Source organism: Alteromonas sp. DY56-G5 (genome assembly GCF_041414725.1).
GTDB lineage: Bacteria > Pseudomonadota > Gammaproteobacteria > Enterobacterales > Alteromonadaceae > Alteromonas > Alteromonas macleodii.
The window spans coordinates 22,342-35,141 of the sequence record NZ_JANHZQ010000007.1 but is presented as its reverse complement, the minus strand read 5'-3'; the positions used below and the strand labels follow the sequence as shown (position 1 = coordinate 35,141).

11 protein-coding genes are annotated in these 12,800 nt (G+C 46.7%); 5 read left to right on the top strand and 6 right to left on the bottom strand.

All coding sequences use genetic code 11. The features are described 5' to 3' along the window. The first annotated feature begins 44 nt into the window (after positions 1 to 44). Positions 45 to 1,391, top strand: a complete 1,347-nt coding sequence (locus tag NO989_RS05200) for an MATE family efflux transporter (RefSeq protein WP_371342173.1) — start codon at positions 45 to 47, stop codon at positions 1,389 to 1,391. Positions 1,392 to 1,486: 95 nt separating this feature from the next. On the opposite strand, the gene NO989_RS05195 is transcribed toward NO989_RS05200, so the two are convergent. The 4 genes from NO989_RS05195 to nfuA form a co-directional block, all read right to left on the bottom strand. Continuing rightward, positions 1,487 to 2,203 carry a class I SAM-dependent methyltransferase gene (locus tag NO989_RS05195; protein ID WP_239239001.1) on the bottom strand — a complete coding sequence of 239 codons (717 nt, stop codon included), beginning with the start codon at positions 2,201 to 2,203 and terminating at the stop codon, positions 1,487 to 1,489. Positions 2,204 to 2,488: 285 nt separating this feature from the next. Continuing rightward, entirely contained in the window at positions 2,489 to 2,872 is a 384-nt protein-coding gene (locus tag NO989_RS05190; protein WP_014951372.1) for a VOC family protein, read from the bottom strand. 87 nt (positions 2,873 to 2,959) lie between these two features. Then, positions 2,960 to 3,664 carry an aspartate/glutamate racemase family protein gene (locus tag NO989_RS05185; RefSeq protein ID WP_014951371.1) on the bottom strand — a complete coding sequence of 235 codons (705 nt, stop codon included), beginning with the start codon at positions 3,662 to 3,664 and terminating at the stop codon, positions 2,960 to 2,962. Between the two features lie 472 nt (positions 3,665 to 4,136). Continuing rightward, on the bottom strand, positions 4,137 to 4,715 hold the full coding sequence (gene nfuA / locus NO989_RS05180) for a Fe-S biogenesis protein NfuA (protein ID WP_014951369.1): 579 nt from the start codon (positions 4,713 to 4,715) through the stop codon (positions 4,137 to 4,139). A 160-nt stretch (positions 4,716 to 4,875) separates the two neighbouring features. Between nfuA and NO989_RS05175 the strand changes: the two genes are divergently transcribed. After that, positions 4,876 to 7,533, top strand: a complete 2,658-nt coding sequence (locus NO989_RS05175; RefSeq protein ID WP_156079053.1) for a M14 family zinc carboxypeptidase — start codon at positions 4,876 to 4,878, stop codon at positions 7,531 to 7,533. A gap of 56 nt (positions 7,534 to 7,589) precedes the next feature. Here the strand turns inward: NO989_RS05175 and NO989_RS05170 are convergent, their stop codons facing one another. After that, positions 7,590 to 8,303 (bottom strand): ComF family protein, encoded by a 714-nt coding sequence (locus NO989_RS05170; RefSeq protein WP_014951367.1) that lies wholly within the window; start codon positions 8,301 to 8,303, stop codon positions 7,590 to 7,592. Positions 8,304 to 8,401: 98 nt separating this feature from the next. Here NO989_RS05170 and bioH point away from each other — a divergent pair, with 98 nt between their 5' ends. The 3 genes from bioH (at position 8,402) to NO989_RS05155 (ending at position 10,647) form a co-directional block, all read left to right on the top strand. Continuing rightward, complete coding sequence (gene bioH / locus NO989_RS05165; RefSeq protein WP_014977794.1) at positions 8,402 to 9,211, top strand: pimeloyl-ACP methyl ester esterase BioH; 810 nt, start codon at positions 8,402 to 8,404, stop codon at positions 9,209 to 9,211. Positions 9,212 to 9,388: 177 nt separating this feature from the next. Continuing rightward, positions 9,389 to 9,706, top strand: coding sequence for a hypothetical protein (locus NO989_RS05160; protein WP_014951365.1), 318 nt, complete (start codon positions 9,389 to 9,391; stop codon positions 9,704 to 9,706). Positions 9,707 to 9,720: 14 nt separating this feature from the next. Continuing rightward, positions 9,721 to 10,647, top strand: coding sequence for a putative metalloprotease CJM1_0395 family protein (locus NO989_RS05155; protein ID WP_061486835.1), 927 nt, complete (start codon positions 9,721 to 9,723; stop codon positions 10,645 to 10,647). Between the two features lie 121 nt (positions 10,648 to 10,768). Here the strand turns inward: NO989_RS05155 and NO989_RS05150 are convergent, their stop codons facing one another. Then, positions 10,769 to 12,547, bottom strand: coding sequence for a C1 family peptidase (locus NO989_RS05150; RefSeq protein WP_371342171.1), 1,779 nt, complete (start codon positions 12,545 to 12,547; stop codon positions 10,769 to 10,771). Positions 12,548 to 12,800: the final 253 nt, after the last annotated feature.

Sequence of the window (12,800 nt, the reverse complement as noted above, 5' to 3'; positions counted from 1 at the left end):
AGGTTGATAGTATATAGCGAAATTAACCCCTACTGAGATCATTTATGTCCCCTGCCCAACTAACTCAGCGCTCCTTTTTTGACGACCATTCCCGTCTGTTGGCGTTAGCGCTTCCCATGATCTTAGCGAATATTACTACGCCTCTATTAGGTTTGGTGGATACCGCGGTTTTGGGACACATGTCTTTACCAGCCATGCTTGCAGGGGCTTCGGTGGGCGCACTTATCTTAACGCAAATATACTGGGTGTGCGGGTTTCTTCGCATGTCATCAACAGGCTTGAGTGCACAAGCTAAAGGCTCACCGAACAATACATTAGAGTCAGCAAAAGTGCTGTGGCAAACGGTGGCGGTTGCTCTAGTGCTGGGGGCTGTGGTACTTGCTCTTCAATCTCCTATCTTGTCTATAGGTTTAGCTTTAACTCAGCCAAACAGTGAAGTTGCCCTGCATCTTCAAGACTATTTTTCGACGCGGGTATGGGGCGCACCAGCTGCCATGCTTAATCTGGCATTAGTTGGATGGTTAGTAGGGCAGCAAAAAACGCGCAGCGTCATGGCTATTCAAATTGTGGGAAATTTATTGAATGCGGGACTCGATGTAGTGTTTGTGTTCGAGCTTGGTTTGTCTGTAGCTGGCGTGGCGCTGGCCAGTGTTATCGCTGAGTATACCATGGCTATAATGGCGCTAGCGGTGGCGTTTAAGCGCGTTGGCGGTGTCGCGGTGAGTGCATCGTGGTTTAACCGTGCAGCTCGGAAGGTACTGATGAAGCTTAACGGTGACATGCTATTACGTAACTTAGCATTACAGGGCTGCTTAGCGTTTCTCACCATTCAAGGTGCACGTTACGGGGAAACGTCGGCGGCCGTCAATGCCATACTCATGCAGTTCTTTGTTCTTATTGCATTGGGACTTGATGGCATAGCCTATGGGGTGGAAGCGCTGGTGGGTGAAGCCAAGGGGGCGTCAGACAGCAGCGAAGTGAAACGACGCACCTACCAAGGGTTAGTCTGGTCGAGTATTTTTGCCCTTGTTTATAGCTTGATATTTTTCGCTGGCGGTGAGGCCATTATCGCGCTGCTTACCGAACATAGTGACATTGTAAAAGCTGCGCTACCTTATCTTGGTTTAATGGTATTACTTCCTCTATTAGCGCATTGGTGTTTTTTGTACGATGGCGTATTTGTTGGCCTTACCCGAGCCAGCGCAATGCGAAATACCATGATAATTAGTGCACTAGGCGTGTACTTCCCCGTTTGGTATCTCACCAAAAACCAAGGTAATGTCAGCCTGTGGTACGCCCTTCTTGCCTTCTTGCTCGCCCGGGGCGTGACATTGGCTTGGAGCTTTTATCGGTTAAATAAACGCGGTGAGCTAGCGATACCGCAAAGCTAGAGTTTTATAATGCTTCGCTGACCTTACTTAGGGAAGGCGTGCTGAGCACGCTGCCTCTCTCAGTTTTTCTAGGGCATCATTCAGTATTATTCTTGCTACTGTGTTTTTTTCGCGGTTCTTTTTTGCACAATGATAATAGTATGTAGTTCAGGGTGCTGATCGAATTCAACGTGACGAACAAACCCGCCTGCTTCAATCAATATTTCTATGTATCTATGTAGCCCCAGCGAGGCGTAGTAGACTTCTGGACCCATCACTTCGTTTGTGTGTTGGCCGCTTTCATCTGTACCCCCACAGCTAAAAAGCAACACTCCGTCATCGTCTAAGTGAGCCACTAGCTTCTTAAGCAAAGGCTCTTGCTGCGTTAGGGGAATATGCCAAAAGCTATCCCAAGCGCTAATAAACGAATAGTGCTTGGGGATAGTGAATGTACACACGTCGGCGCAATAGAAGGTATGAGCGGGTAATTGGGACGTCGCAATGGCCAGCATATCTTTGGAAACATCAATGCCTTCGTAAGCTAGCCCTGCGCTTTCGATAATCGGAACAAAACGATTGGTGCATCCGCAACCTATGTCTAGTGCGTAGCCTCGTTTCTTTGGTTTGTCTTTATTGCTCGCTTCGCCCTTACCAAGCGCTTCTCCCTTATCAAGCGCTTCGCTGGGCACCGTATCAGGCTCTTGTGATGGGGTGTCCGCTAAAAATGACAATGCTTTTTGGTAGGCGGTTAACCCATTTTTCTGATTAAATTCAGGACGAGTCCAAAGGTGTGTAATGGTGTCGTAGGCCTTGCCAGTTTCTTCAGGTGTCATATTCCCTCTGTTAGCTGCGCTTTTACTGGTTCAAGGTTAATTCATCTAGCAACAATGTATAGTGCAAAGAAGAGAAAAGGCGAAACCCGTTTAGGATATTGAGCGGCCAGACAGTAACACCTATGTAGTTTCGTTTGGTTAGGGCTTATATGTAGACATAACTAGGCATTACCCAAAACGCTATTACTCAAAGTGCTATTATTCAAAGGGCTTTGGGCCAAATAGACAGCTAAAAGTGAATAGCCTGCAAAAAGAGCGTGATCATTTAAGCAGGCAGCACTTGAGCTATTTTCTTACGATGTGCGTGGCACAGAGCTTGTTGCCTGCTGGGTCTCGCAGATAAGCAAGATACAGCTGGCGTTCCCCATTGCCTCGAATACCCGGTGGGTCCTCGCATGGCACGCCCCCATTCTCGCTTCCTACTTTATGCCATTCATCAACGATGTCTGGTGTTCGAGCGGCAAGGCCGAGTGTGGTGCCATTACCGTGTGTGGCAGCCTCTCCGTTAATCGGCTTTGTTAGCGCTAAAATACCTTTCGGCGTATAGTAAAAAACCCGTCCGTATTCATCAAAAACGCCTGGTTCGTATCCTAATACTCCTAAAATAGCATCGTAGAATTTTTTTGATGCTTCAAGGTCGTTCGCACCAATCATTACGTGGCTAAACATAGCTGTGTCCTCTGAAAATAGTAGGGCCAATTCCCTTTTATCAAAGTTAGGTTATGTGTGTTTCGCTACTTACCCTTTGCTAACGCTTTAGGGAGCTAATGCAAAATCTACCGCAGCTGAAGCATGAATAGCGGTAGTATCGTATAACTTAACTTTGGTGTGATGTTGTTGAACTAATAAGGCAATTTCTGTGCAGCCTAAAATGATGCCTTCAGCACCCTCGGCCGCCAGTTCATTTATAATGTCAATATACGCGTTACGGGATTCAACACAAATCACGCCCTTGCATAATTGTTCATAAATAATGTTATGAACCGTGTCTCGTTGTTGGGCATTTGGAGTAACAACCTCAATGCCAAAAATCTCTTTAAGGCGGGATGTATAAAAGGTTTGTTCCATGGTGAAGCGGGTGCCCAGTAGCCCAACTTTCTTAACCCTATCTTGTTGCAACACGCACCCCGTAGCGTCGGCAATGTGAATAAGTGGAATAGTGATCTTCTGCTCTATGTCAGCTGCTACTTTGTGCATGGTATTGGTACAAATTAATATGGCTTTTGCCCCCGCAGTTTCTAAGTGCTTCGCCTCGCGGATCAGTATATCGGCGGTTTTATCCCATTCTCCTTTATGCTGAAGCTGCTCTATGTGGGCAAAGTCAACGCTGCTTATTATCAGCGGTGCGCTATGAAGGCCGCCAAGTCGAGCATTTACACCACGGTTTATGGCTTGATAGTAACTGACCGTTGATTCCCAACTCATTCCGCCAAGCAGGCCCAGCTTCTTTGTTGTATTCACCACAGCTCCCTTTTATTTTGTTAGGCACTTTGCGCAACCTCTAATCTACCTATAACCTGAGACGAGCGCTAGGCGAACATAAATGAACGGGAGACAGCTGCGTAATGTAGAGTATGGCGTATGGGTAAAACTGAGTGCAAGCGACTGGCTTACATAAAGAATAGGGCAAGAAGATATGGCGTAGAGCCGGAAGTAATCAGAATTTAGGCGGCGGCTTTTTGTTTTTCATAAAAGAAAAGCGCTGAATAAAAATTCCCCAGTAACCCAACATGGCGATAGCGAAACCGACAAATAATATAAGAAGGCTCAGGTAATGCAGCGTGATATGAAGTTCACTTAAGGTAAACAACAGCAAGACGCCGACAACGAAAATAGATAGACCTATTTTGAATCGTTGCCAGCTTTTGTGAATGTCTTGCTTTAGCATGAGATAGTTATCGAGATATGCACTTAAGCAAGTGCAATATTACGCTTAGTAGTAAGAGTGCTCACCCGCTTGGTGCTCAGTCGCATCGCGCACGCCCTTAAGCTCGCCAGCGAATTGCTCGACCATTTGCTTCTCAATACCTTCTTTAAGCGTTACGTCTACCATTGAGCAACCATTGCAGCCGCCGCCGAACTGAAGTATGGCATAGCCATCGTCAGTCAGTTCTGTCAATACAACATTGCCACCATGGCTCGCTAACTGAGGATTGATTTCCGACTCAATCATATAGTTAATTCGCTCAATTAATGGTGCGTCGTCAGACACTTTACGCGCTTTTGCATTAGGTGCTTTTAAGGTTAACTGTGAGCCCATTTGATCGGTAACGTAGTCAATTTCCGCTTCCTCTAAATAAGGCGCGCTTTCTTCATCTACGACCGCATCGAAACCATTAAATGGCAAACGGGTATCTGTTTCTTCAACCGCGTCTGGTGGGCAATAGGACACGCCACACTCAGCCGACGAAGTGCCCGGATTTACGACGAATACACGAATATTCGTGCCAGACTCTTGTTTACTCAACAGTTTTACGAAGTGAGCCTGGGCTTCTTCTGATATAGTTATCATCAGCAAGTCCTACATATTTTGAAATTTGGATTATTGTATCAAATTTACCTGAGTAAAACAGTCAGGTATTAATTAAATAAATTATTCCAGTGAATCGAATTTGTTGAGAGGCGTGCACATCGACACTATTCTCAACCATAACAACAAGACGGGAAGCGCTATGTTCGCGAAATTGCATTACACCGCCAAAAAGAATCCATTCTCACTCGTTTCATTATTAGCCCTTGGTACCATCGCCTTTGGGGCAACAGCCAGTCAGAAATCATTAGCACAACCCGCCTCTGCTTCAACTGTTACTATTGCACCTGATGTAGGCGGGCAGCCGGTGACAGCATACTTACCTGACACGGTATCCTACAACCCAGCTATTCCCACGCCTGAATCGATACTAGGCGCCAACATTGGCGAGTGGCATGTGCGTCACGACCAAGTCGTCAATTATATGAAACTACTTGCCGAGAAGTCTGACCGTATCACCATTGAAGAAACCGGCCGTACTCACGAAAACCGCCCACTTCTGTTACTGACAATCACAGCGCCCTCAAATAGAAACAATATTGAGGCGATGAGGCAGCAACACATTGATGCAATGGAAAGCGGCAAGAAAGTAGGTAGCGATGCTCCCCTTATTTTCTACATGGGCTACAGTATTCACGGTAACGAGCCTTCCGGAACCAATGCTTCACTTGCGTTGGCTTATTATTTGGCCGCGGCTGAAGGTAAAGAAATTGATGCCTTGTTGAATAACAATATTGTGCTGTTTGATCCGTCTTTCAACCCCGACGGGCTTTCTCGATTTGCTCAGTGGGCAAATATGCACAAGGGCAAGCAGCTGGTTTCTGACAGTCGACATCGTGAACACGATGAGGGGTGGCCGTCAGGTAGAACAAATCATTACTGGTTTGATTTAAACCGCGACTGGCTATTGCTGGCGCACCCAGAGTCGCAGGCGCGAATTAAACAGTTTCATAAATGGCGCCCACATATCCTCACCGATTTTCATGAGATGGGGACAGACAGCACCTATTTTTTCCAGCCTGGTGTGCGCTCGCGTAAAAATCCACTGACGCCTGATGAGAACGTAACGCTAACTGAAGCGCTTGCCCAGTATCATGCTGCCGCGTTTGATGAGCAAGGGGAGCTCTATTTTACCCAAGAAGCGTTTGACGATTTCTACGCAGGCAAAGGCTCGACCTACCCAGATTTACACGGCAGTGTGGGTATTCTTTTTGAGCAAGCAAGCTCACGGGGCCACATTCAGGACTCTATTAATGGCAAGCTTGCCTTCAAAGACACCATAGCAAATCAAATTACTACGTCTTTAAGCACTTTTAGAGGCGCATTGGCAAATAAGGCTGCTATTCTCGATTATCAATCGGGTTTTGTTAAGAGCACACAGTCACTGGCTGAAAAGGATGAGCAGGTAGGTTTTGTTGTTAGTGCATCGAATGACACAGCTCGCTTTAACGCATTTGTTGCATTGCTTGAACAGCATCATATTAATTACGAGGTGTTAACGAAAGATGTTGAGGTAAGCAAAGTTCGCTATGGTGCAGGTAGCGCGATTTATATTCCTTCAAACCAGCCTCAATACCGTTTAGTAAAGTCAATTTTCTCTACCCAAACCTCGTTTGAGAACAACACGTTTTACGATGTATCAACGTGGAATTTGGCTTTGGCTTTCAATTTGGATTACGCGCCTCTAGATAGGGGCGATGCGCGAAGCCTAAAACTTAGCGACAGCACCGCACTTGCACAACCAACACTTAACGATATCCATCCAGATGCATACGCGTATGCGTTTTCATGGCAGCAGTACTATGCGCCAGCCATGCTGCAAACGCTATTGGAAGCAGGCGTGAAGGTACGCAGCAGTGAAGAAGCGTTCTCTGCTATTAAATATGACGGGAAAAACGTTGAGCTTCAGCCTGGCAGTATTATTGTGCCTAAAGGTTTGGGTCAGCCAGAAAACCTGGCGGCTATTTTGCGTGAAGCGCAACAGCAACTTCAGGTGCCTGTGTTTAGTTTGCGCAGTGGGTTAACACCCACTGGGCACGATTTGGGTAGCCGGAGCATGGCACCTGTTACCTTGCCACAGGTGTTAATAGTGGGCGGCGAAGGCACCAGTGAATACGAAGCAGGTGAAATATGGCACTATTTCGACACAAAAGTGGGGCTGGCTGCCAGTATTGTTGAGCAACAACATCTGACAAGCGCGCTTAATGATCCGAGCGTTACTTATACGCACCTTTTATTCCCTAGCGGTGGATATCGCTTTACCGAAAGTGAAAGAACTCAAATTGAGCAGTGGGTGAAAGCCGGTGGCGTGATCGTGGGGCAGAAATCCGCGTTGCGTTATTTCGCTCAACATAAATGGTTAGACGTAGAAATTGTTAGTCGAGAGAGTATTGATAACGCGTTCGATGAAAGCGAACTCAGCTATAAAGATGGCGCATCGTTATACGCCAGAAAGTTGGTGGCTGGCGCTGTGTTTGAAGCCAATATCGACAATACTCATCCATTGTTCTACGGCTATGATGACGACACACTGCCCATGTTTAAAACCAATAATATGATAGTGGAGGCCAGTAGCTCACCCTTTATAACACCTGCACGCTACACTGATGAGCCTCTCATGGCTGGGTTTAGTGACAAAAGAATGGTTGCGCTAATGGCTGAATCAACTGCTGTGACGACTCAAAAAATGGGGCGCGGCGTTATCATTGGCTTTACCGACAATACGCAGTTTAGAGGGTACTGGTATGGCACGAACAAGATGCTGGCCAATGCAATCTACCAGTCTCACTTTATTCGCTAAATCAGCTTGAAAGGCGCGGCGAATGCCGCGCTTTTCAGTATCACCGCTTCTGCTCACTAGGCTTTCTGATACAGACTGCTTTTAGGCGGTGGCGTAAATGCCGCGACCCACACCTGAATGTGTAAATTTGGGTAGCGTTTTTTGAGCCTTTTACTCAATGTATTCACGGTCACGCCGGTGGTGAGTACGTCATCGACGATTGCAACGCTGAAGTTGCTGCCATCTTTAATGCCTTGCGCTATTGCTATCTCATCATCGATACACTGCGTCGATAGACTAAATACACGGCTTGCGTTTTCGGCTCTCGCCATTTTGGATAAGTGATGCTGCACGCTAAAGCCCCGTCGTTTGGCCCACGACTGGTTAACTGGAACATTCAGCTCACTGCTTATGCTTTCACACAGAAGCGTAGCCTGATTGTAGTGCCGTGTAGCAAGTCGCCATGCACTAATTGGCACCGGAAGCAGCACATTGGGCACTGATAAAGTGCACTGTCGCATTTTATGGACAAACCAGTTACTTAATACTTTTCCTGCCGTAAGGGAATGCGTAAACTTTAACTGGTGAACCAGCGATGACATTGGCCACGTATGAAGTCCCAAAACGCGTAACGCGTCATAGTGGCTATGCTTGACGTGGCCTGCCACAGGGCCATATTGAAGTAAGTTACTTCCGTGCAACGTGGCATCGAAAAAAAATATGTCATCTTCACACCAGTGACATACTGGCGTAGGACTTGCCTGATAACATAGCAAGCATGAAAGGTTCATAGTGTTGATTCCATCAACTTCCTTGAATTGTCGAACGTCGACCTGTTTTCATTATTTCGTGTTGCCTCAAAAACACGTGACTGCCTAAGGAGGTGTAAATGGAAAGTTTGCATACAAACGGCGAGCTTGTCACCCGTACTCAGGGTACAGGCGTAGATGTGGTATTTCTTCATGGTTGGGGTATGAACAGCGGAGCGTTCACATCCTTTATTCCTTATTTAAGCGATAATTTTCGCGTCACCACCATAGATCTTCCTGGGTTTGGGGAAAATGCAGAGTTCGTCCCGTCACCGTATAACGTGGAAACATTGGCTCAATCCATTGTGAACCAGCTTCCAAACCAGTGTGTGTTGGTTGGGTGGTCATTAGGTGGCCTAGTTGCGCAAAAGTTAGCGCTGTTAGCACCAGAAAAACTTACCGGACTGGTAACGATTGCTTCAACACCTCGATTTATAGCAGGGCCTTGTTGGCCGGGTATTGCTGCCGATTTACTTTCAATGTTCGAGACTCAGCTTGAAAAGAACTATCAGAAAACACTGGAACGTTTTTTGGCAATTCAAGCGATGGGCAGCGAAACGGCAAAGCAGGATATTAAGGCGATCAGAGAACAGGTAACCCAATTCCCAGATCCCGCCGAGGAAGCGCTTAAGAAAGGTTTACGCATATTGTCTACTGAAGATATGCGTCAAGACGTGGGGCGAATAACTACACCCACGTTACGATTGTATGGCAGGTTAGATAGTCTAGTGCCGACCAGCGGAATAGATCGTATATGTGAGCTACATCCGCAGGCTGATACCGTTGTTCTGCCTCATGCGTCGCATGCGCCGTTTATTTCACATCCTCAGCAAACTGCTGACATTTTATTTCGCTTTGCCGCTGGCGTTTACCAGCAAAAGGCGTCTTAATAAAGCGATGACATGAAGCTTCAAACCGCGGCTTGCCGATAGTTTGAAGCTTTTCTTATCTTTGACAGCTTAATAAAAATCGCCTGCTTACAATAAGTTAATGACAGGGTGTGATACATGTCTTTCCATTTGTGTGAAATTGGTTAATAATTGCACATGAGAGGTTAGGGGTAGTGTATGACAAGTATTGATGGTTTAGGTGCAGGCTCTGCATTTGCAGCGGCTCAATATGGTTTACAAAATGCCAGCGACGGAATTTCGCAGGCAGCATCAAATATTGCTCAGCGAACTGCTGAGGATGCGGTAGCACCCGCTCAACCTATTGCGACCAATACCGACACAATAAACACGTCATCGAATTCAACGTCTACCTCCACGCGTCTCACTGACGACTTAATCGCGCTCAATGTAAACGAACGTAATGCCCAAGCCTCTGCCAAAGTATTAGGTGTTGCCGATGAGATGCTTGGTACCATCATAGACGTGCTTGCGTAGGTGGAACAGTTACGGTGAATATCGTTACACCAATCCTTAACGCCATTGCTTATCCCACGGCGAACATAAATACAGAGTCTGCACGTAGAGATAACGTGCAGCGTGAAACTATTCCTCAAGCGTCAGATTCCCAGCAAGGGGCTTCTCAAAAAGGCTTGGGGTCAGAAGCCGATAAAGCGAAGAGCCCCGGCCAGCCGCCAGCGCCGGTTACTTACGAACGCCCTCAGGTACAAACAGAACTTCAAGCTGCCTTTCAAAACGTATTTGGGCAACAGAAAGATAATGCGCAAGATGAGAGTGCAGGCAAGCAGGGCGCGCAAGACAGGCAACAAGAACAGCAAGAGAAACAAGACGCTGCTGAAATTGAGCAGTTAAAAGCCCGGGATCAGGAAGTGAGGGTTCACGAGCAAGCGCATGCTTCAACAGGCGGTCAGTACGCCGGTGCTCCGCAGTATGAATACACTACAGGCCCTGACAATAAACGCTATGTGACCGATGGCGAAGTGTCGATTGATGTTTCAGAAGAAAAAACGCCAGAGGAAACGCTGAAAAAAATGGAGCAAGTGCGCGCAGCCGCCCTCGCACCAGCTGAACCTTCATCACAAGATTTAAAAGTGGCTGCAGAGGCTTCTCAAAAAGCCACAGAGGCCCGTAGCGAGATTGCCAAAGGCCAAACAGAAACGGCTTCAGCAGGTTCTACCTCAGCACAAAGCAATGGCATTGTTGCAGACACTGGGGCAGCCGTGCAGCCCGATACAAATATAGGCACCGCAACCGATTCTATTGCGGATATGGTGTTAGATAATCAATCTTCATCAGCAGACACACAAGGCTTTCAGGCAAATGAGTCTAATGTGATGCAAACACGAATTGGCCGCATTCAAAATGCTTATTTGCAAGCTTACACCCCCTCTAGAGAAGGTTTATCGCTTCAAGCATGATAACGTGCAATTAACGCTAGCTGCTTAACATTGCACGAACGATTTAGCCCGTCATAGCTAAGGGCTAAATCGCGAAAAAAGCACTTTCACTTCCCTTGCATTGCCTTCAAACCAGCAGGCCCTAATAATCCAGTATTGCCTTTGTAAACGGATATTTAGGTGAGCCGCCAGTGATGTCTGAAAGTACCGAGTTCATGGTATCTACGTCGCTATCGAAGCCGCCGTGGGACGTGGCGGCGGTGGCATCACCTACTTTCCCCTCACTGTACTTAAACGTCACGTTAGGCAGCGGCTGATTAAACACAGCCATACCTAACAAGGGCATCTCTGGTTTGGATTCAAACGCATTTGATACTAAATAGAGCAACGACTTCTGGTAAATGCGCGCCACGTGGTCATCTTTTTCCAACGCTTCAGATAAGTTGTAAACCGTGGTCGATTCAATGTGTTTCCTTTCGATAAGCTCAGAGAGCTTTTCGTTGAATAAGGGGTAGCTAATGGCTGGAGCCAGTAAATGCAGACTCTTAATCGTTATGTTTTCATCAACTTTACACAGCCTAGATAGGCTGTGGGCATGAAAAATAGAGCCTGCCGAATGACCGACGACATGCAGCTTAATATCTGAATTGCCTTTCAAGTAGGCGGCCAATTGCGTTAGGAAGTACGTACCATCTGATGTGGTACGGGTAAAGGGCGTGCAAGCGTCTGATTTCATTTCTCGCCACAGTGCGCCGCCTACTTTACGTGTTGCCCATTCTAGTATGCGGTCAGTGTAGTCAGTGAAGGCTCCAACTTTGTTGCTAATCTCTTTATTCTTAAAGCCCAGAATATCCTTGAGTTCTTCTAGCATACCCGTGTCGTACATGAAGTGAATGGGGTAAATATCGTTTTTAAGAAAGGTGTCTTTCATTGCTGCAATGCGTTTAGCCGAAGCTTTTATGCTATTTAAGCCGCCGTGTGCATATAGCATTACATGGCGATGGTTACTTTCGGAAAGTTTTTCAATAATGGCATCGACGTGGTTTTTATTGCTCCAATATTTACTTCTGGTATCAAAGTGTCCGTCGTCGAAATGAACGAAGTGATCTTGAATGCTCACCCGTGGTGTGGAGCGAGAAAACAAACCCTGTGCAATAGAGCGCGTAGCCTGATGGTAAGTTCCTGTGCCTGAAATAGGAAGTGCGAGTTGAACAACCCATGCATCCATAACGTTTAACGCCCAGTCATCGTAACGCCAAAGTGCCAGCCCTGACTTCTTCCAATCCGTCCCCCAGGAGTTTTGGATCCAGAACCCTTCATCGTTATAGCCAACAATGGCAAACGCATGGCCACCCATGGGTTCAGGCCTTAGGCTTATTACATCACCTTCGCTATCTTTCCAGCCTTCATGAATTCTGGCAGAAACAAAGATTACGCCCACTTCGTTAAGCGCCGCATGAAAATCGCTAATTTCTCGTTCAATACGGTAGTACGCACCTAGCCTGTGATTGCTTGCATTGTTAGCAATAGCTAGGGTCATTTCAAATTCGTTGCTGTGCTTAATATCTTCAGTTAGTGACTCGTTACATACGCCACTGTTGTACCACCCCTTAATTGCACCGCGGCAGCTAGAGCCTTCATACGCTTCACCTAACCACTCATCATTACGTTTAGCCATGGCATAAAGCATCCACGGGCTAACAGTATGTTTTCGGCCTTGCTGACGGTAAATGAAATTAATGGTAGCGGCCAATGCAAAGCCGGTACACGCTCCATCTTTTCCTTGGTCTAAAATAACCAAATTGCCTGGCGGGTCGATAAAAGGCTTAAGTGGAGTAAGATTCGGTTGGTAATAACGATCCCGAAGGTCGGGGTAATCGGCGCTGACATTCAGCATGTTTTTTGAGACAGGCGAGTTCATAAAATCATCCTTTGATGAGGGCAGATAATCTTTGCTGTACAGTTGGATGATTACGCTCGTACACCAAAGGTTAGTGGCCCTTAGCTCATTATGGTTGTCCGAAAGTGCTGCCTAGAAAAAGGCTGTGGTCAAATGAGCAACATTACCTTCGTTAAACGTTAAGGCTCTAAAAGCATGTCAACGGCCTTGCTAAACGCTACCAATATACGAACTTCGGTTTCGGTGTGACCTACACCTCTTCATTATTTCGGTA

What these genes read in the sequence shown, in the direction of transcription:
- NO989_RS05200 (WP_371342173.1), top strand. Translation starts at nt 45, where the DNA reads ATGTCCCCTGCCCAACTAACTCAGCGCTCCTTTTTTGACGACCATTCC.
- NO989_RS05195 (WP_239239001.1), bottom strand. Translation starts at nt 2,203, where the DNA reads ATGACACCTGAAGAAACTGGCAAGGCCTACGACACCATTACACACCTT.
- NO989_RS05190 (WP_014951372.1), bottom strand. Translation starts at nt 2,872, where the DNA reads ATGTTTAGCCACGTAATGATTGGTGCGAACGACCTTGAAGCATCAAAA.
- nfuA (WP_014951369.1), bottom strand. Translation starts at nt 4,715, where the DNA reads ATGATAACTATATCAGAAGAAGCCCAGGCTCACTTCGTAAAACTGTTG.
- NO989_RS05175 (WP_156079053.1), top strand. Translation starts at nt 4,876, where the DNA reads ATGTTCGCGAAATTGCATTACACCGCCAAAAAGAATCCATTCTCACTC.
- NO989_RS05170 (WP_014951367.1), bottom strand. Translation starts at nt 8,303, where the DNA reads ATGAACCTTTCATGCTTGCTATGTTATCAGGCAAGTCCTACGCCAGTA.
- bioH (WP_014977794.1), top strand. Translation starts at nt 8,402, where the DNA reads ATGGAAAGTTTGCATACAAACGGCGAGCTTGTCACCCGTACTCAGGGT.
- NO989_RS05160 (WP_014951365.1), top strand. Translation starts at nt 9,389, where the DNA reads ATGACAAGTATTGATGGTTTAGGTGCAGGCTCTGCATTTGCAGCGGCT.
- NO989_RS05150 (WP_371342171.1), bottom strand. Translation starts at nt 12,547, where the DNA reads ATGAACTCGCCTGTCTCAAAAAACATGCTGAATGTCAGCGCCGATTAC.